Below are 19,180 nucleotides of genomic sequence, written 5' to 3'. Positions count from 1 at the left end.
TTTACCCTCTTGCCGCTAAGGCGGTCACTCTGTCATAGGCCGCGCCGCTGTGCAGCACATCCAGTACCTGCTGAGCGTTAGCTTTCAGATCTTCATGCCCGTGTAAACGCATCAACATGGCGACGTTGGCGGCGACGGCGGCTTCGTGAGCGGCTTCACCTTTACCTTGTAGCAAGCGCGTCAGAATGTCACGGTTTTCTTCCGGGGTGCCGCCCGCCAGCTGCGCCTGATGGTAAGGCGTCAGGCCGAAGTCGTCGGCGGTCAGCTGATAGCTTTTAATTTCCCCGTTATGCAGTTCGGCCACCACCGTAGGCGCATGTAGTGAAACTTCATCCATCCCACCGCTGTGCACCACCGCCGCGCGCTGATAACCCAGCACGCGCAGGGTCTCGGCGATCGGCAGCACCAGTTCCGGGCTGTAGACGCCAATCAGCGCCAGCGGCGGATGCGCCGGGTTGATCAGCGGCCCCAGCACGTTGAACAGGGTGCGGGTCTTCAGCTGCTGACGGACCGGCATCGCGTGGCGGAAACCGGTGTGGTACTTCGGCGCGAACAGGAAGCAGACGCCCAGCTCATCAAGCGCGGCGCGGGATTTATCGGCGTTCATATCGAGATTAATGCCGAAGGCCGCCAGCAGGTCAGAAGAGCCTGATTTACTGGAGACGCTGCGGTTGCCGTGTTTCGCCACTTTTAACCCGCAGGCCGCAGCGACAAAGGCGCTGGCGGTGGAGATATTGATGCTGTTGCTGCCGTCGCCACCGGTGCCAACGATGTCGGCAAACAGGTAGTCCGGGCGCGGGAACGGCGCGGCGTTTTCCAGCAGCGCGGTAGCGGCGCCGGCAATTTCCTGCGGCTGCTCGCCGCGCACTTTCATGCTGACCAGCGCGGCGGCCAGTTGCTCAGGCTTCACTTCGCCGCGCACGACGGCGGAGAACAGCTGGTGGCTCTCCTGCTGGCTCAGGGTTTCCGCCTGGTACAGTTTCTCAAGGATCGGCTGGAGGGTGTTGGTATGCTCCAGCTTCTGCAGCGCCCAGGCCAGGGTCTGCTCCAGCAGCCGTGCGCCTTGGGTGGTGAGGATCGATTCCGGGTGGAACTGGAAGCCGCACACCCGATCCGCATCGTGACGCACCGCCATCACCATACCGTTGAAATTGGCGTTAATCGTCAGCCCGGCGGGAATATTGCTGCCGACCAGCGAGTGGTAGCGCGCCACCGGCAGCGGGTTAGCCAGACCGGCAAACATCGCCTGGCCGTCGTGCTCAATGCTGGAGGCTTTGCCATGGAGGATCTCCCCCGCCTGGCCGACATAGCCGCCGTAGGCTTCGACAATGGCCTGGTGGCCGAGGCAGATGCCGATGATCGGCAGCTTGCCGCGCATACGGGTCAGTAGCTCCGGCATGCAGCCGGCTTCGCTTGGCGTACCCGGGCCCGGGGAGAGCATCAGCACCGGGTTGTCCATGGTGCCCAGACGCTCAATCAGCGCCTGCGCCGGAACGGAGTTGCGATAAATCACTACGTTATGGCCGTTGGCGCGCAGCTGGTCTGCCAGGTTATAGGTAAAGGAATCGATATTATCGAGCAGCAGAATGTCAGCCATCAGAAAATCTCCTTCGCGTGATGGGCCTGGGCAATGGCGCGCAGCACCGCGCGGGCTTTATTTCGGGTCTCATCCGCTTCCGACTGGGGAACCGAGTCGAGCACAATGCCGGCTCCGGCCTGGACGGTAGCGATACCTTCCTGCACGTAGGCGGAACGGATGACGATGCAGGTGTCGAGGTCGCCGTGGGCGGTGAAATAGCCCACCGCGCCGCCGTAGCTGCCGCGGCGTTTACCTTCGGCGGCGGCAATCAGCTGCATGGCGCGGACCTTCGGCGCGCCGCTGAGGGTGCCCATATTCATGCAGGCGCGATAGGCGTGGAGGACGTCGAGATCCTGACGCAATTCGCCTACTACACGGGAGACCAGATGCATCACGAAGGAGTAGCGGTCAACCTTGGTTAAATCAGCGACATAGCGGCTGCCCGGGGTGCAGATGCGCGCCAGGTCATTACGCGCCAGGTCCACCAGCATCAGGTGTTCGGAAAGCTCTTTATGATCGGTGCGCATTTCCAGCTCGATGCGGCTGTCGAGGTCGCGATCCAGCGAGCCGTCGGCGCGGCGGCCGCGTGGCCGGGTGCCGGCGATGGGGTAGATCTCAATCTGACGGCTGACGGCATCATACTTCAGCGAGCTTTCCGGCGAGGCGCCGAACAGGGTGAAATCATTGTCCTGCATAAAGAACATGTACGGGCTGGGGTTGCTCTTCTTCAGCACATCATAAGCGGCCAGCGGCGATGGGCAGGGCAGCGAGAAGCGGCGGGAAGGAACCACCTGGAAGATTTCCCCGGCGCGGATCGCGCGCTGCATTTTGCGCACCACCGCGCCGTACTCTTCATCGCTCTGGTCAACGTCGCAGCGCATTTCGGCCACGGTGGTAACCGGTAGCGGCGCCGGCGGCTCGTTCAGCTGCTGACGCAGCTGGCTCAGGCGCTGCTCCAGGCGCTGTTTTTCACTCTCCAGCGGGGTGAACAGGCTGGCCTGAATGCGGGTATGCTTGGTCTGATGGTCGATGACCAGCAGGGTTTCCGCCAGATAGAAGCAGTAGTCCGGGCAGGCGGTGTCGCTTTGCAACTGGGGAAGATCTTCAAAACCGGCCACCAGGTCATAGGCGAACAGGCCGCCGAAGAACATCGCTTCGCGCTCGTTGTCCGGAACGCTCACCAGCTCCTGCAGGAGACGGAAGGCGTCAAACACCGACAGTGAGCAGAGACGGGCGTCTTCATCGAGCAGGGCGCTGACGGCCGGGAAGGTCAGGATGCGGCCGTTGGGCTGGCGCTGATTGTTGATCCCGGAGGGCAGCGCGCCGTCCAGTAGTTCCAGCAGCGCCGCGCCGTTGGCGGAGAGGGCCTGAATAGTGACAGTGTCACCAAGGGCCGTAATGCGCAGCGCGCTATCGACTAGCAGCAGGCTTTTTAAGTCATCTTTGCTGTCGATGTCAGCGGATTCCAGCAGCAGCGTCGCCGGCCGGGCGCCGCACAGTTGGTGGAATAACGCCGTCGGGTTCTCCCGGTAGATGGCGTCGCTGGTGAGAAGCTCGAGTGCCGGTTTGGATGTTTGCATTATTGTTCTCGCCTGTTCGTATTATTTTTGTCCAATAAAAAGCCCGCTCATTGGCGGGCCGGGTATCTGTATGCTGAATGCAAAACGCGATCACGCCGCCCGTCGTCAGGAGGTGCGCCACCAGCTGTGCAGAGTGATAAAGTGCATTTTCATCGTGATACCCCTTCATGTGAACTTGCGTACTAGTTAACTAGTTCAATGGAATAAAGTCAACCCTTGTTTGCAGATTTTCTCTGCCTGTCGGTATGATAATGCGCTTATTTACGTTGATGTCCAGCAGGAGTCCTTTTGAGCGACAGCCAATACGCAGTGATTTACGATCTGCACAGCCATACCACCGCCTCTGACGGGCGGCTGACTCCGCAGGAACTGGTCCATCGCGCCCATGAGATGCGCGTCGGCACCCTGGCGATCACCGACCATGACAGCGTGGCGGCGATCCCGGCGGCCCGGGAGGAGATCGCCCGCGCCGGATTACCCTTGACCCTGGTGAACGGCGTCGAGATTTCCACCCTCTGGGAGAATCACGAGATTCATATTGTGGGTCTGAATATTGATATTGCGCACCCAACGATGACCGCCCTGCTGGAGGAGCAGAAAGCGCGGCGCCAGCAGCGCGGTCAGATGATTGCCGAGCGCCTGGAGAAGGCGCGGATCCCCGGCGCCTGGGAAGGGGCGCTGCGACTGGCGGACGGTGGCGCCGTCACCCGCGGCCATTTTGCCCGTTTTCTGGTGGAGGCCGGCCATGCGAAAAACATGGCGGAAGTCTTCAAAAAATACCTTGCCCGCGGGAAAACCGGTTACGTGCCGCCGCAGTGGTGTACAATAAAACAAGCGATTGATGTGATTCATCATTCTGGCGGCAAGGCGGTGATTGCCCATCCCGGGCGCTACGATCTTTCCGCCAAGTGGTTGAAGCGGCTGTTGGCCCACTTTAGCGAGCAGGGCGGTGATGCCATGGAAGTGGCCCAGTGTCAGCAGGCGCCCCATGAACGCGCCCAGCTGGCCACCCTGGCCGTGCAGTTTGGTCTTCTGGCGTCGCAGGGATCCGATTTTCATCAGCCCTGCGCGTGGATCGAACTTGGCCGTAAGCTCTGGCTTCCTGCCGGCGTGGAAGGCGTCTGGCACAGTTGGGAAGCGGCCGCCGAATAAAAATTGAGAGGGAAGTATGAGCCAGTTTTTTTATATCCATCCGGATAACCCGCAGGCGCGGTTGATTAACCAGGCGGTGGAGATTGTGCGTAAGGGCGGGGTAATCGTTTATCCTACCGACTCCGGCTACGCGCTGGGCTGCAAAATTGAAGACAAGGGGGCGATGGAGCGGATCTGCCGCATTCGTCAGCTGCCGGACGGCCACAACTTTACCCTGATGTGCCGCGATCTGTCCGAGCTGTCAACCTACGCTTTTGTGGATAATGTGGCGTTTCGCCTGATGAAAAACAACACGCCGGGCAACTATACCTTTATCCTTAAGGGGACCAAAGAGGTGCCGCGTCGGCTGCTGCAGGAGAAGCGTAAAACCATCGGCATGCGCGTCCCGTCTAACCCCATCGCTCAGGCGTTGCTCGAGACCTTAGGCGAGCCGATGCTCTCCACGTCGCTGATGCTGCCCGGCAGCGACTTTACCGAATCCGACCCGGAAGAGATCAAAGATCGTCTGGAGAAAGTGGTGGACCTCATCATTCACGGCGGTTTCCTTGGGCAGCAGCCGACCACGGTTATCGATCTCACTGAAGACACCCCGGTGGTGCTGCGCGAAGGCGTCGGCGACGTGAGGCCGTTTCTCTAAGGCTATCTGCCGGGCGGTGCATCATGCGCCGTCCGGTACCCCGCGTTTTCGCCCCGACGGCACGATAATCATCCATAGCGCTACACAAACCAGCAGCGCGCCGAGAATCAATCCTTCCTCCACTGTCTCTCCGAGGCAGAGATAGCCCCACAGCGCCGCAAAAGGTGGGATCAAAAAGGTCACCGACAGCGAACGCAGCGGCCCTATATCTGCAATCAAGCGGAAGTAGAGAATATACCCTGCCGCCGTGCAGACCACGCCCAGCATGACTATCGCTATCCACGGCAGACTCTGCCGCCAGTCTACGGCAGGCCCATGCCAGCAGGACCAGAGAAAGAAAGGAAACAGAAACAGCGTGGCGCCGACCTGGCTACCCAGCGCGACGCGTTCAGCCTCGAGGCCGCCTCGCTGCTGGATCCAGCGGCGGGTCAGAAAGCCGGCCAGACCGTAACAGGCGGTCGCGGTCAGGCAGGCGCCAATCCCCGGCAGCAGCAGGGCGGCGCTAAGGCCAGATGTCGGGCGCGCGATCACCGCCACGCCAATGGCGCCCAGTATCGCGCCGCCGCCTTTGCGCAGGGTTAACGGTTCTGCAAAGCATAACGCGCCGATCAGCACCCCCATCATCGGCGCCGTGGCGTTAAGCGTGGCGGAGTACCCTGCCGGCAGCCATTGCGCGGCAAGGCAGTACATGAGAAAAGGAAGGCCTGAATTAATGACCCCCAGCTGCAGAGTGGATGTGAATTTTCCCTGATACCCGCTCCATTTACCCTGCACGCCGAGTAACAGCCCGAGCGCGATAGCGGCGAACAGTACGCGAAGAAAAGCGCTGTTCAACGCCCCGAAGGCCGGGGTGGTGATGCGCATAAACAAAAAGCTGGCGCCCCAGAGGGCGGCGAGCAGCAGCAGGCGGCCATAGTCGATAACACGCATGATTGACTCCTTGTAGTCACGAAGGAAGTCAACTGTAGAACCCACGTGCAGCGTGCGACAAACGCGTTATGCTTACATGATTAAGTTTTTCTTAACTGAGGTTCCATACCCATGAAACTCCCGCCGCTGAATGCGTTGCGCTGCTTTGAGGCGGCGGCGCGGCTGCTCAGCCTGAAGCTGGCCGCCAGTGAGCTTTGCGTCACGCCCAGCGCCGTCAGCCAGCAGATTGCCCGCCTTGAGGAGACGCTGAATGTCCCGCTATTTATCCGTACTCCGCGACGGTTACAGTTAACGGCGGTGGGAGAGATCTACCTGCGGGCCGTTCAGCCGGCGTTTCATCAGATAGCCGCCGCCACCCAGCGCCTGCAGGTGCCCCCGGGACCAGAAAAGGTAGCTATCAGCTGTACCAGCGGCTTCGCCATTCAGTGGCTGCTGCCGCGGCTGGCTGATTTTGAACGACGCTATCCGCAGATAGAGATCCAGATCGGCACCACCAACCGGCGAGTGGATTTGCTGAGTGAAGGGATCGATTTTGCCGTGCGTCATGGTGTCGGCGGCTGGCCGGAACTGCAGGCTTACCGCCTGCTGGATGACGATCTGATGCCGGTCTGTAGCCCGCAACTGATTGCTCCGCGCCGGACGCTCACCGATGCGAGCGATCTACTGCAGTATCCGCTGCTGCACGATGAACATCGTGAAGACTGGGCGCTGTGGTGTGAGGCCGTGGGGCTGGCGCCGCACTTCGCGCGGCGTGGGCCGGTGTTCACTGATTCCAACGGCGTGATGGAGGCGGCGTTCGCCGGTATGGGGATGGCGTTGCTGCGACGCTCATTCATAGCGCCTGCGCTGACGCAGGGGCGGCTGGTTAATCCTCTGGCGCAGCCCATCGCCTGTCCGCTGGCCTATCATCTGGTTTACCACGAGACCGCGCTGCTGGCGCCTGCCAACCGCTGTTTTCGCGACTGGCTGCTTGGCCAGCGCCCGGCCGTTGCTGAGGAGCGCGCGTAGTGAGGGGGCGCTGTCCGATAAAGATCCGTATGCGTGAATGGGCACAGGAGAATGAGGAAAATCTGTTCCATACTAAAGACGGGGTGCGGCGAACAGAAGCTTTCCCGACGAAGTTTTTCTTTTTACAGCGTACAGGTCGCGGAGAAGCGCTTTTTGTTGATAAATGAGAGCACCGTAACAGCTATACCGCAGATGAGGCTTAATCTTCCTAACCCGCAGATGATCAGTTCTGCTGAATTAATCATTTATCGACCCAAAGACAGATACCACCAATTAGTAGGGCAATAAAACCTACCAATGAACACAACAATTCGGCGATAAACCAGTATTTGATGTTTGCAGGTAGCTCCCGTATATAATCGACATCATCATTTTTTCTCTGAATAGACTTTTTGCCAAAGATCAATATGAGGGATCGCTATGCGCTAATTGCATACGTTTCCCTTATCCTCAGTTTCTTATGTAATTGATGATACTGATCGGGAGTGAATAAAATAGCCAAGTTTTGCTCTTGGCTATTTATTTCAATTAAATGAATGATGGTAAATAGAAAACTGATAACATCATGAATAGAAAAATAATACCGACCACGGAAAATCGTACTTTTACACGTAACCAATCGGTATACTGATTAGGAAGTTCTTTAATGAATCGAATTTGTTCATTATCCATTCCTCGCGTATGAAATGAGTTTTCTTTAAAGTATAATGCTTTAATAAAAAAAGCATCACGCATAAACGAGAAAAAGAACCCCCCATCCTGATAAATTAAAGCCTCTACTGGTCTTGCGCCAAATTTTTCAACAAATAGCGAACAGAGAGTAATGAATTTATTTTTCGAAATGCGATCGTAAATAATTGAAATAACCCCCGTAAGTATTAGGCATAGACACAATACCAATCCAATCGAGTTACGATGCATAATTATAAAATTAATTACCGAAAGTTTCATACAGCTGCTCTCCACCCCATTCACCGAATGCGCCACCTGCACTACTACCGACATAGCCTAAACCAGCCCCAGCAATCACAGAGCAAGCAAGCCCTCCGACACCAGCAGTACCAACACCGATAGCGATACAAAGAGGTATTGCTAAATAGCCACCAGCAACACCAACCCCCGTACCTACAGCAAAGCTACCAATCTCAGTATACTTTTTCTTGGTACATTCAGCTTCGCGACCAACAGAACAAGCCTCATTTATTTCATTTAGTGAATGCAGTCCGCTAAAACCAATGCCTAAATAACCAGTGTAACGCATTGCTTTTACGTATTTAACTGCCCGTTCGATGTGGGTAGCATAGCCTTCAATGTCACTGATCCCCGTTTCATTCCATTTGTGGGTAATAGAACTGCTGGATAGGCCAAGTGCTTTTTTTATTTTTGTATACTCTTCGAATTTCATAGCCTTATTCAGGAATCTGACTTTAAGTATTGATTCAAGCTCTTTAAACAACAGGCTACGTTGAATGTAAAATTGTTCTCCTATCAACGAGCCTCTCGTTATGTAGGTATTCTTATACGTTTCTTGAATCTCTCTGAGTATTTTTTCGATACTCTCAAAGTATTTTCCAACAGGATCAGCAGCAAGGCCAATTCCTGTATCAGCGTAGCTGGTGAAATTAGCTATGGTTGCGTAGTGTTTGTGCAGCAAGTTAGCTTCCTGGATTGTCAGCGGTTCTAACGCCGCATCAACTCGCGCTTTCGCGGCTTTCATGTGGGCAATCTGCTCGTCGTCCTGTTTCTCTGGATCAACCAGAAGCATAATCGAACCAGCTTTGTATCTTTCATCCGGGCCGTTCAGAATAGAGAATAGCTCTTTTGCCCCTGCTGGTGGGTTTTCAGTGAATAACAGACGTTGCCACGCTTCCGTAGTACCGCCATAAGTGATAACGGCAAAACCTGCATCTATACCTGTTTTCTTTTTTGCTGTTTGGGCGTTCTGTTCCGGTTCTGACTCAATCGGCCCTGGAAGTTCAGGCATCTTGACGAGGTGAGGTAGATCAGTGTGCGTTACCGTTGCTTCTCCACCAAGTTCGTAATCATCATCCCAGTTTGAATTGATGAATTTGGATTTACAGGGGCAGGAGCTATAACTGTGTAGTGTTCCGGCAATCCTTTTGCCGTGTATGTCATCATCAAGCCCACCACAAATACGGTAAAGCCCTGGATGTTTACCACAAGTTACTTTATGCCCTTCACAGGACATATCTCTGTCAAAATGCTGGTGGTCGCTCCATCCTTCAGTGATAACGCCACCACATCGTGTCTTATCACCTCTGAATAAATAGTATCCCTTAACGCCCATCAGTGCTTACTCCCTGACACGGTCAAGAATCCTTCCGGGAGTTCGCGGCCTTCACGAAAAACCAGTTTGCTGCACGATTGTGGGGTAGAGATTATTTCATCACCATTATCAAGCATACTGCCAACGAGTGCAGCGGATGCGCCCTGCATGATTCGGGCCTTGCCAGCACCGGAAATAATAGTGGACTCGCTGCCATCAGCATATACAACCTTGTCACCTACCCGAGCAACTTGTAATCCTCCGGTAGTCGCACCGCCTGAAGCATGGCGAATGACTCCACCGCGACGGGTCAGACTTCCAACGACTGCAAACCGGAAAATGTGAGCTAACGGGCGGCTTAGATGCTGTTTTTTAATTTCCTCAAGTTCTTTCCGGGTTTTATCATCGCAGAGTGACAAAAGCTCTTCGTCGTAAGGCGGTTGTGATTGGGCCTCATTAATTTCGGGTGTGATTTCGTTGGTATATTGCTGCATAAGTCCCTCTGCTTGTTGTGAATTAATCTTCATACGTAATTCATTGTACAAATAACACCCATGTGCCGGAAGTTGTTTTTCATAAAAATGAAACTGCGTTTTAAAATATTTATTTTGTGAATGTTATGGCGCGATTCATTTACTATCGACTATGTCGAAGCTTTTGCTGTACGGGCAATGCTGCGACTCCGTGACGAAGGTAAATGTGTAGATACTGTTGGAGTAGACACACAGCGTTTTCCCGTTCGCTGTGCTTGACTGTTCCGGATTGCTCATCGTTATACGTCCAAGTTCAGAAAGACTCAGGCGCACAAAACTTGTTGAATCATTTAGTCTAAAATTCGTGTAGTATGTGCGCCCACGAATCATTGTGTGACAGCTTGTGTGATACGTTGTTTGCCATGCTGTGTGCCATGAAATATTTACAGATCAGTGAGTTAAGTTGAGTTTTAGGCTAACTCGTTGTTTTTGAAAGCATACCAGACGCCTGGGAAGGCGACACCTTAAGGAAGCTCAATGAGCGAGAAACTGCAAAAAGTGCTGGCCCGCGCCGGCCACGGCTCCCGCCGTGAAATTGAAGCGAAAATCGAAGCTGGCCGCGTCAGCGTCGACGGCAAAATCGCCACCCTCGGCGATCGTGTGGAAATTGTCCCTGGTTTAAAAATTCGTATCGATGGTCATCTGATCTCGGTGAAAGAGTCTGCCGAGCAGATCTGCCGCGTGCTGGCTTACTATAAGCCGGAAGGCGAGCTGTGCACCCGTAACGATCCGGAAGGACGCCCGACGGTGTTTGATCGTCTGCCTAAACTGCGCGGCGCGCGCTGGATTGCCGTTGGTCGTCTGGACGTGAATACCTGCGGCCTGCTGCTGTTCACCACCGATGGCGAACTGGCCAACCGCCTGATGCACCCGAGCCGTGAAGTCGAGCGTGAGTATGCCGTTCGCGTTTTCGGCCAGGTGGATGATGATAAGCTGCGCCAGCTGTCGCGCGGCGTACAGTTAGAAGATGGTCCGGCAGCGTTTAAAACCATCAAATTCACCGGCGGCGAAGGGATTAACCAGTGGTATAACGTTACCCTGACCGAAGGGCGTAACCGCGAAGTGCGTCGCCTGTGGGAAGCGGTCGGCGTGCAGGTCAGCCGTCTGATCCGCGTGCGCTACGGCGATATTCTGCTGCCGAAAGGCCTGCCGCGCGGCGGCTATACCGAGCTGGACCTGGCGCAGACCAACTACCTGCGCGAGCTGGTGGAGCTCACGCCGGAAACCAGCTCTAAGGTTGCCGTCGAGAAAGACCGTCGGCGGTTGAAAGCCAATCAGATCCGTCGGGCGGTGAAGCGTCACAGCCAGACCAGCGCTAATCCGCGCCAGGGTAACAACAGCAACCGTCGTTCCAGTACTCGTAATAAGACTAACGGTTAATGTTATGCGTTCCGGTGACTTGCCGCCGGAACGCGTACTTCCTTCCGCGCTATCAGGCCCTCAGTAGTCTATCCCCATCTGCGCTTTAATCCCGGCATCAAATGCATGCTTGACCGGACGCAGTTCGCTGACGGTATCGGCCAGTTCAATAATATCGCGATGACAGCCGCGGCCGGTGATGATCACCGACTGATGGGCAGGGCGCTCACGCAGGGCGCTCAGCACCGACTCCAGCGGCAGGTAATCATACGCCACCATGTAGGTCAGCTCGTCCAGCAGCACCAGATCGAGCTGGTCGTCAGCGAGCATACGGCGGGCATGCTCCCAGACCGCCAGGCAGGCGGCGGTGTCGCTGTCGCGATCCTGGGTGTTCCAGGTGAAGCCGGTGGCCATCACCTGAAATTCGACGCCGTGAGGCTCCAGCAGATTACGCTCGCCGTTAGGCCAGGTCCCCTTGATAAACTGGATCACGCCGACTTTTTTGCCATGGCCGACGGCGCGGGTCGCGGTGCCAAAGGCGGCGGTGGTTTTGCCTTTGCCGTTGCCGGTAAAGACCATCACAATGCCGCGCTCGTCCTGGGCCGCCGCCACCCGGGCGTCAACTTTATCTTTCAGCCGCTGCTGGCGTTCGCGGTAGCGTTCATCACTCATTGGGCAATTCCTGGTTTACGTCCCGGTTGGGCGTCGAAGGTCATTCCCGTCTTGCGACGACTGTCGTCACCCATCAGCCACAGATAGACGGGCATAATGTCAGCGGGGGTTTTCAGTTTCAGCGGATCTTCCGTCGGGAACGCGCTGGCGCGCATTCCGGTGCGAGTGCCGCCGGGGTTGATACAGTTTACCCGCAGGTGGCGGCTTTGATACTCGTCGGCCAGCACCTGCATCATCCCTTCGGTGGCGAATTTGGAAACGGCATAGGCGCCCCAGTTGGCGCGGCCCTGACGACCGACGCTGGATGAGGTGAAGACCAGCGAGCCCGATTCCGAACGGAGTAATAAAGGAAGAAGCGCCTGGGTCAGCATAAAGGTGCCATTAACGTTCACCTGCATCACCTGCTGCCAGACCTCCGGCTTCTGCTCTTCCATTGGGCAGATGTCGCCGAGCAGGCCGGCGTTATGCAGCACGCCGTCAAGGCGGGGATAGTGCATGCTGATCTGCTGCGCCAGCTGCTGGCACGCCTGGGGCGTACAGGTGAGCAGGTCGAGGGTAAACCAGCGAGGGGGAATACCACCCTCACGCTCAATCTCCTGGGCGACGGTGCGCAGTTTGTCGTCGTTGCGACCCAGCAGGATAACGCTGGCGCTATAGCGCGCGTAGGTCAGGGCCGCTTCACGACCAATCCCGTCGCTGGCCCCGGTGACCAGGATGATGCGATCTTTCAGCAAGTGACGTTGTGGTTGATAATGCACGGCAACTCCTTGGGCGATCGGTTCCCGATCGCGCTTCATCTTTGGTATCTCACTTTTGCGCTGTTATGCCTGAAAGCGCCCGCCATTGCAATCGGCGAAGCGGAAAGTATTCACAAAATTAATATCTTGCAACGATTTCAGCCGCGCGAAAAAAAACGGAATCCGCTGCGCAGAGAACACAAAGCACAAAGACTTCTCGCCAGCGGCTGAGGTACACTGTGCAGCAACGTCAGTGCTTTACACAAGGTGAAAACGTGGAATTACTTGCTCAGTACGGCTTATTTTTAGCCAAGATCGCGACGGTTGTCGTCGCCATCGCGGTGATTGCCGCTATTATCGTCAACCTCGCTCAGCGCAAGAAGCAGCGCGGCGAGCTGCGGGTGACCAATCTTAGCGAGCATTATAAAGAGATGAAGGAATCGCTGGCGGTGGCGCTGCTGGACGGCCCGCAGCAGAAGCAGTGGCATAAGGCGCAGAAGAAAAAGCAAAAACAAGAGGCGAAGGCGGCCAAAGCGCGGGCGAAGCTGGGTAATGCCGAGCCGGAAGGCAAGCCGCGCGCCTGGGTGCTGGATTTCAAAGGCAGTATGGATGCCCATGAGGTCAATAGCCTGCGGGAAGAGATCACCGCGGTACTGGCGGCGGCGAAAGCGCGCGATCAGGTGGTGATTCGCCTGGAAAGCCCCGGCGGGGTGGTGCACGGCTACGGTCTGGCCGCCTCTCAGCTGCAGCGCTTGCGCGACAAGCAGATCCCGCTGACGGTGGCGGTCGACAAAGTGGCGGCCAGCGGCGGCTATATGATGGCCTGCGTGGCGAACAAAATTGTCTCGGCGCCGTTTGCGATCCTTGGCTCTATTGGCGTGGTGGCGCAGATCCCGAACCTGCACCGCTTCCTGAAGAATAAAGATATCGATATCGAACTGCACACCGCCGGGCAGTACAAACGAACGCTCACCATGCTGGGCGAAAATACCGAGGAGGGGCGGCGCAAGTTCCGCGAGGATCTTAATGAGACACATCATTTGTTCAAGGATTTCGTCCACCGGATGCGTCCGGGACTTGATATTGAGCAGGTAGCTACCGGCGAACACTGGTACGGGGTGCAGGCACTGGAAAAAGGTCTGGTGGATGCGGTTGAAACCAGCGATGAGCTGCTGCTGGGGCTGATGGAGAGCCACGAGGTGATCGGGGTGCGTTATCAACAGCGTAAGAAGATGCTCGACCGCTTCACCGGTAGCGCGGCGGAGAGCGCCGATCGGCTTCTGCTGCGCTGGTGGCAGCGCGGTCAGAAACCGCTGATGTAAATAACATAACGCGAGGCCTGGGCCTCGCGTTATTGTTTTCACCGGTCTTAATCGACCAGGTGGTACTTGTCCGACAGCTCGTGAGCAAGATACTTAAACATGTTAAATACCGCTGTACTCTTCGGCGTCGGTAGTCCCTGCTCATCAAGGTAAAACTCACCGCTAAACACCAGGACATTGTTGCGCTGAACGACGTCGGTGGCTTCGATACCGGCTAACGTATCCTCATGTTCGCGAATAAGTTTGTTGGCTTTTTCGAGCAGCGTCTGGCGATCGATTGGTTGGGTTGTACCTTGCATAACGGACTCCTCTTTTTCTCCGCGCGTAGTTTACGCCGCGCGGCGGCGTGGGGCAAATTTTCCATGCATAAATCAGGGGTAATGGTAACCAGTGGAGAAACAGCCGTTTACTGGCGGGATTTGCTTTTGCATGCTAATAAAGTTGCGTAACGAATTTTATCAGGTACAGTGTGACGCTTTCGGCGATCTGGCAACAGATTTGCTTGACATTCGGCCAAAAATTCTTCGTGCTATGTCACCTGACGAGAAAAAGTCAGCAAACTCAAGCGCCTGGTTTTACGGAGATGAAACGGGTGTTCAGGGTTGATATTCACCGACGGTGCCGCAACATATGAGGCAGTCGCCAGTGGAGGGTGTATGAATGTGCGATGTATTCCTGGATGAATCAAATTAGGTAAAGGTGAATATGGGTAAAGCTCTCGTTATCGTTGAGTCCCCGGCAAAAGCCAAAACGATCAATAAGTATCTGGGTAATGACTACGTGGTGAAATCCAGCGTCGGTCATATCCGCGATTTGCCGACCAGTGGATCAGCTTCCAAAAAGAGCGCCGACTCTACCGCCACCAAAGGGGCTAAAAAGCCTAAAAAGGACGAACGTAGTGCTCTGGTTAACCGTATGGGCGTGGATCCATGGCATGACTGGAATGCGCACTATGAAGTACTTCCGGGTAAAGAAAAGGTAGTTTCAGAACTCAAACAGTTGGCGGAAAAAGCTGACCACATCTATCTCGCAACCGACCTTGACCGCGAAGGGGAAGCCATTGCCTGGCACCTGCGGGAAGTCATCGGCGGCGATGAACAGCGTTACAGCCGCGTGGTGTTCAATGAGATCACCAAAAACGCTATTCGTCAGGCCTTTGAAAAGCCGGGCGAACTGAATATCGATCGGGTTAACGCCCAGCAGGCGCGTCGTTTTATGGACCGCGTGGTGGGCTATATGGTTTCGCCGCTGCTGTGGAAAAAAATCGCCCGTGGTCTTTCTGCCGGGCGCGTGCAGTCCGTCGCGGTCCGCCTGGTGGTGGAGCGTGAACGTGAAATTAAAGCGTTCGTCCCGGAAGAGTACTGGGAAGTCGACGCCAGCACCACCACGCCGGGCGGTGACGCCCTGCCGCTGCAGGTGACCCATAAGGACGATAAGCCGTTCCGTCCGGTCAGCCGCGATGAGACCATGGCGGCGGTATCAATGCTGGAAAAAGCCAGCTACAGCGTACTGGAGCGTGAAGATAAGCCGACCAGCAGCAAGCCGGGCGCGCCGTTCATCACCTCCACCCTGCAGCAGGCGGCCAGCACCCGTCTGGGCTTCGGCGTGAAAAAGACCATGATGATGGCTCAGCGACTCTATGAGGCAGGGCACATCACCTATATGCGTACCGACTCCACCAACCTGAGTCAGGACGCGCTGAACATGGTTCGCGGCTACATCAGCGACAAATTTGGCAAAAAATATCTGCCGGATAGCGCGAACCAGTACGCCAGCAAAGAAAACTCGCAGGAAGCGCACGAAGCGATTCGGCCGTCTGATGTGAACGTGCTGGCGGAAACGCTGAAAGATATGGAAGCGGATGCGCAGAAGCTTTATCAGCTGATCTGGCGCCAGTTTGTCGCCTGTCAGATGACGCCGGCGCAGTACGACTCCACCACGCTGACCGTGGCTGCGGGTGATTTCAAACTGAAAGCGCGCGGTCGCACTTTACGTTTCGACGGCTGGACAAAAGTCATGCCGGCGCTGCGCAAGGGCGATGAAGACCGAACGCTGCCGCTGGTCAAACAGGGCGACCGCCTGAGCCTGGTGGAGCTGACGCCTGCGCAGCACTTTACCAAGCCGCCGGCGCGTTTCAGCGAGGCCTCGCTGGTGAAAGAGCTGGAAAAACGCGGGATTGGCCGTCCGTCGACCTACGCGTCGATCATTTCGACCATTCAGGATCGCGGCTACGTGCGGGTGGAAAATCGTCGTTTTTACGCCGAAAAAATGGGCGAGATCGTTACCGACCGGCTGGAAGAAAACTTCCGCGATCTGATGAACTACGATTTTACCGCGCAGATGGAGGATCGCCTCGACCAGGTTGCGAACCACCAGGCCGAGTGGAAAGAGGTGCTGAACCACTTCTTCGGCGATTTTACCACCCAGCTGGCGACGGCAGAGAAAGATCCGGAAGAGGGCGGCATGCAGCCGAACCCGATGGTGCTCACCAGCATCGACTGCCCGACCTGCGGCCGTAAAATGGGGATCCGTACCGCCAGCACCGGCGTTTTCCTCGGCTGTTCGGGCTATGCCTTGCCGCCGAAAGAGCGGTGCAAAACCACCATCAACCTGGTGCCGGAGAACGAAGTCCTCAACGTGCTGGAAGGCGATGACGCGGAAACCAACGCGCTGCGCGCCAAACGTCGCTGCCAGAAGTGTGGGACGGCGATGGACAGCTACCTTATCGATCCTAAGCGTAAGCTGCACGTCTGTGGTAATAACCCGACCTGCGACGGCTACGAGATTGAAGAGGGCGAATTCCGCATCAAGGGCTATGACGGCCCGGTGGTGGAGTGCGAGAAGTGCGGGTCTGAAATGCACCTGAAAATGGGGCGTTTCGGTAAGTACATGGCCTGTACCAACGACGAGTGTAAGAACACGCGTAAGATCCTGCGCAATGGCGAAGTGGCTCCGCCGAAGGAAGATCCGGTGCCGCTGCCGGAGCTGCCGTGTGAGAAGTCTGACGCCTACTTTGTGCTGCGCGACGGGGCGGCGGGCGTCTTCCTGGCGGCCAACACCTTCCCGAAATCACGGGAAACGCGTGCGCCGCTGGTGGAGGAACTGTACCGCTTCCGCGATCGTCTGCCGGAAAAACTGCGTTATCTCGCCGATGCGCCGCAGCAGGATCCGGAAGGCAATAAAACGCTGGTACGCTTTAGCCGTAAAACCAAGCAGCAGTACGTGGCGTCCGAAAAAGAGGGCAAAGCGACCGGCTGGTCAGCTTTCTTTATCGACGGTAAGTGGACGGAAGCCAAAAAGTAATGGCGTTCGTTCGGGCAGGAAAAGCGCGCTTTTCCTGCTCAGGCGACCGGCAGAGAGAGTGCATTTCTCTGCCGTGTCGTCTTCCCCTCTTTGCGTTAATTTCCTCCCCTTATAACCACCTATATTATTTTTCGTTAGCGTCTATACAGTGTTGATATAAATGATATAGTGGTTATAGTTAATGCCTTTTTTATTATTAAAACGTCTTATACATCATCGCTTTCAGGATGCATTGCGGCGCCACTATGGCCAACTGCCGGGAGCCCAGGGCCTTCATCGGCGACAAGTTGCCTGAACGTAAAGTGTATTAAGCGGCTTCATTTTACGCGCAAACGGATATCAGCCATGAAACTACAACAGCTTCGCTACATCGTTGAGGTGGTTAACCATAACCTGAATGTTTCATCCACCGCCGAAGGGCTCTATACCTCCCAGCCGGGTATCAGTAAGCAGGTCCGCATGCTGGAGGATGAGCTGGGCATTCAGATCTTTGCCCGCAGCGGTAAACACTTAACCCAGGTGACGCCGGCCGGGCAGGAGATCATCCGCATCGCCCGCGAAGTGCTGTCGAAAGTCGATGCCATCAAATCTGTCGCCGGAGAGCATACCTGGCCTGACAAAGGGTCTCTTTACGTCGCCACCACCCATACCCAGGCGCGCTATGCGTTACCGGGAGTGATCAAGGGGTTTATTGAACGCTACCCGCGGGTGTCGCTGCATATGCATCAGGGCTCGCCGACTCAGATTGCGGAGGCTGTGTCGAAAGGCAATGCCGATTTCGCCATCGCCACCGAGGCGCTGCATCTGTATGACGATCTGGTGATGCTGCCATGCTATCACTGGAACCGGTCGATTGTAGTGACCCCCGAGCATCCTCTGGCCACCAAGGGCTCGGTGTCCATAGAGGAACTGGCCCAGTATCCATTGGTAACCTATACCTTTGGTTTTACCGGCCGCTCCGAACTGGATACCGCGTTTAACCGTGCGGGCCTGACGCCGCGCATTGTTTTTACCGCCACCGATGCCGACGTCATCAAAACCTATGTTCGCCTGGGGCTGGGGGTAGGGGTAATCGCCAGCATGGCGGTGGATCCGGTCTCTGACCCGGATCTGGTGAAGCTGGATGCGAACGGTATTTTCAGCCACAGCACCACTAAGATAGGTTTCCGCCGTAGCACCTTCTTACGAAGCTACATGTATGATTTTATTCAACGTTTTGCTCCCCATTTGACCAGGGACGTGGTAGATACCGCGGTGGCTTTACGCTCGAATGAAGATATTGAAGCGATGTTCAAAGATATAAAACTTCCGGAAAAATAACCCTGAAAATAATAATGGCACTCCCTGCGAGGAGTGCCATTAACTATGATGGACTGTATTTAACAACTTAAACCTCGAACCAATCACAAAATTAATAATTTTTGGCAACACGTTTTTCATTATGCCCGCCGCGATCAAATAACCGGTTAAATATATTCCATCAGGCCTAAATTCACTGGATTAATCTTTTATCCATAATTAAGATTTATCTGTACCTGATGATTTGAGCAATTGGTGGTGACAATATGATAAGTAATATCGATTACATGAAACTGGCGATGTCATACGAGAATGACAAAACCGAAATCGATCCCGTTCTGCGTAGTCGCGTATGGGGCGTAGTGTTGGTAGGGTTGGCGATGTTCTGGAGCATCATCGCGCTCACCATCTGCAACATCTGGATTGTCAGCTAAAGCTGTAGGTCATCGTTGTAGATACATGTCATTTTTATGACAGTGAAAGGAAACTGTAATATAAAATCAGTGACCGGCAATACAGGGAGAATATATTTTGCCGCTGGATTCATCCAACCTGAAATCACTCACCAGAGCTAATCACTGCCCGCTGGCCGATTAGCTCTTTTTTTGTCCTCGTGTACTAATACAATATCGGCATACGCCCTCTTTGCACTATTTTGGTGCTATTTCGCCTGCTCTCGGATAATTCCCGTTTCCTCTCTCTCTGTCTCGTCGTATTTAGCAATTTGGGTTGTTATCAAAGTGTTATGCTCAGTATGTGTTATCTTTAATGGAGACCCTGAG

At 55.4% G+C, this 19,180-nt stretch carries 19 protein-coding genes and 1 other annotated feature; of the genes, 9 read left to right on the top strand and 10 right to left on the bottom strand.

Going from position 1 to position 19,180, the window contains the following annotated elements; translation table 11 throughout:
• Position 1 precedes the first annotated feature (1 nt).
• Both trpD and KB890_RS04015 read right to left on the bottom strand, forming a co-directional pair.
• Positions 2-1,597, bottom strand: a complete 1,596-nt coding sequence (gene trpD / locus KB890_RS04020) for a bifunctional anthranilate synthase glutamate amidotransferase component TrpG/anthranilate phosphoribosyltransferase TrpD (protein WP_004148109.1) — start codon at positions 1,595-1,597, stop codon at positions 2-4.
• On the bottom strand, positions 1,597-3,159 hold the full coding sequence (locus KB890_RS04015) for an anthranilate synthase component 1 (RefSeq protein WP_004176488.1): 1,563 nt from the start codon (positions 3,157-3,159) through the stop codon (positions 1,597-1,599). The genes trpD and KB890_RS04015 overlap by 1 nt, the downstream gene beginning before the upstream one ends.
• A 33-nt stretch (positions 3,160-3,192) precedes the next feature.
• Positions 3,193-3,288 (bottom strand) — a sequence feature (Trp leader region).
• A 159-nt stretch (positions 3,289-3,447) separates the two neighbouring features.
• On the opposite strand from KB890_RS04015, the gene rnm reads away from it, so the two are divergent.
• Both rnm and KB890_RS04005 read left to right on the top strand, forming a co-directional pair.
• Positions 3,448-4,311, top strand: coding sequence for an RNase RNM (rnm, locus tag KB890_RS04010; protein WP_002901735.1), 864 nt, complete (start codon positions 3,448-3,450; stop codon positions 4,309-4,311).
• A 16-nt stretch (positions 4,312-4,327) separates the two neighbouring features.
• A complete protein-coding gene (locus KB890_RS04005) occupies positions 4,328-4,948 on the top strand; it encodes an L-threonylcarbamoyladenylate synthase (RefSeq protein ID WP_002901738.1) in 621 nt (206 codons plus the stop codon).
• A gap of 21 nt (positions 4,949-4,969) precedes the next feature.
• Here KB890_RS04005 and KB890_RS04000 read toward each other — a convergent pair whose 3' ends face one another.
• The gene (locus KB890_RS04000) at positions 4,970-5,878 is read right to left on the bottom strand and encodes a DMT family transporter (RefSeq protein WP_004179459.1); all 909 of its coding nucleotides are present in this window, start codon (positions 5,876-5,878) and stop codon (positions 4,970-4,972) included.
• Between the two features lie 111 nt (positions 5,879-5,989).
• Between KB890_RS04000 and gcvA the strand changes: the two genes are divergently transcribed.
• Positions 5,990-6,886 carry a transcriptional regulator GcvA gene (gene gcvA, locus KB890_RS03995; protein WP_004179460.1) on the top strand — a complete coding sequence of 299 codons (897 nt, stop codon included), beginning with the start codon at positions 5,990-5,992 and terminating at the stop codon, positions 6,884-6,886.
• 528 nt (positions 6,887-7,414) lie between these two features.
• Here gcvA and KB890_RS03990 read toward each other — a convergent pair.
• The 4 genes from KB890_RS03990 to KB890_RS27530 all read right to left on the bottom strand — a co-directional run bounded on the left by KB890_RS03990 (position 7,415) and on the right by KB890_RS27530 (position 10,036).
• Positions 7,415-7,837: a hypothetical protein gene (locus tag KB890_RS03990; RefSeq protein WP_004190751.1), complete on the bottom strand. Its 423-nt coding sequence runs from the start codon at positions 7,835-7,837 to the stop codon at positions 7,415-7,417.
• Positions 7,818-9,194 carry a PAAR domain-containing protein gene (locus KB890_RS03985; RefSeq protein WP_004179461.1) on the bottom strand — a complete coding sequence of 459 codons (1,377 nt, stop codon included), beginning with the start codon at positions 9,192-9,194 and terminating at the stop codon, positions 7,818-7,820. The genes KB890_RS03990 and KB890_RS03985 overlap by 20 nt, the downstream gene beginning before the upstream one ends.
• Positions 9,194-9,700 carry a PAAR domain-containing protein gene (locus KB890_RS03980; RefSeq protein WP_004190748.1) on the bottom strand — a complete coding sequence of 169 codons (507 nt, stop codon included), beginning with the start codon at positions 9,698-9,700 and terminating at the stop codon, positions 9,194-9,196. Before KB890_RS03980 ends, KB890_RS03985 begins: the two co-directional genes overlap by 1 nt.
• 102 nt (positions 9,701-9,802) lie before the next feature.
• Positions 9,803-10,036, bottom strand: coding sequence for a hypothetical protein (locus KB890_RS27530; protein WP_071527864.1), 234 nt, complete (start codon positions 10,034-10,036; stop codon positions 9,803-9,805).
• Between the two features lie 147 nt (positions 10,037-10,183).
• Between KB890_RS27530 and rluB the strand changes: the two genes are divergently transcribed.
• Positions 10,184-11,086, top strand: coding sequence for a 23S rRNA pseudouridine(2605) synthase RluB (rluB, locus tag KB890_RS03975; protein WP_002901746.1), 903 nt, complete (start codon positions 10,184-10,186; stop codon positions 11,084-11,086).
• 60 nt (positions 11,087-11,146) lie between these two features.
• On the opposite strand, the gene cobO is transcribed toward rluB, so the two are convergent.
• Positions 11,147-11,737, bottom strand: a complete 591-nt coding sequence (cobO, locus tag KB890_RS03970; RefSeq protein WP_002901749.1) for a cob(I)yrinic acid a,c-diamide adenosyltransferase — start codon at positions 11,735-11,737, stop codon at positions 11,147-11,149.
• Positions 11,734-12,495, bottom strand: a complete 762-nt coding sequence (locus tag KB890_RS03965) for a YciK family oxidoreductase (protein WP_004196459.1) — start codon at positions 12,493-12,495, stop codon at positions 11,734-11,736. Before KB890_RS03965 ends, cobO begins: the two co-directional genes overlap by 4 nt.
• Here KB890_RS03965 and KB890_RS03960 point away from each other — a divergent pair.
• Complete coding sequence (locus KB890_RS03960; protein ID WP_004148112.1) at positions 12,490-12,705, top strand: hypothetical protein; 216 nt, start codon at positions 12,490-12,492, stop codon at positions 12,703-12,705. The genes KB890_RS03965 and KB890_RS03960 overlap by 6 nt on opposite strands.
• A 44-nt stretch (positions 12,706-12,749) precedes the next feature.
• Positions 12,750-13,796 (top strand): protease SohB, encoded by a 1,047-nt coding sequence (sohB, locus tag KB890_RS03955; RefSeq protein WP_002901758.1) that lies wholly within the window; start codon positions 12,750-12,752, stop codon positions 13,794-13,796.
• Between the two features lie 47 nt (positions 13,797-13,843).
• Here sohB and KB890_RS03950 read toward each other — a convergent pair whose 3' ends face one another.
• Entirely contained in the window at positions 13,844-14,095 is a 252-nt protein-coding gene (locus KB890_RS03950; RefSeq protein ID WP_002901761.1) for a YciN family protein, read from the bottom strand.
• Positions 14,096-14,501: 406 nt separating this feature from the next.
• On the opposite strand from KB890_RS03950, the gene topA reads away from it, so the two are divergent.
• The 3 genes from topA to KB890_RS03935 all read left to right on the top strand — a co-directional run bounded on the left by topA (position 14,502) and on the right by KB890_RS03935 (position 18,832).
• Entirely contained in the window at positions 14,502-17,099 is a 2,598-nt protein-coding gene (gene topA, locus KB890_RS03945; RefSeq protein WP_004179471.1) for a type I DNA topoisomerase, read from the top strand.
• Between the two features lie 345 nt (positions 17,100-17,444).
• A complete protein-coding gene (gene cysB / locus KB890_RS03940; RefSeq protein WP_002901772.1) occupies positions 17,445-18,419 on the top strand; it encodes an HTH-type transcriptional regulator CysB in 975 nt (324 codons plus the stop codon).
• A gap of 245 nt (positions 18,420-18,664) precedes the next feature.
• Positions 18,665-18,832: a YmiA family putative membrane protein gene (locus tag KB890_RS03935; protein WP_002901776.1), complete on the top strand. Its 168-nt coding sequence runs from the start codon at positions 18,665-18,667 to the stop codon at positions 18,830-18,832.
• Positions 18,833-19,180: the final 348 nt, after the last annotated feature.

This window comes from Klebsiella sp. P1954, from assembly GCF_018199955.1.
Classification (GTDB): Bacteria; Pseudomonadota; Gammaproteobacteria; order Enterobacterales; family Enterobacteriaceae; genus Klebsiella; species Klebsiella pneumoniae.
This window is presented reverse-complemented; position numbering and strand designations above follow the sequence as displayed.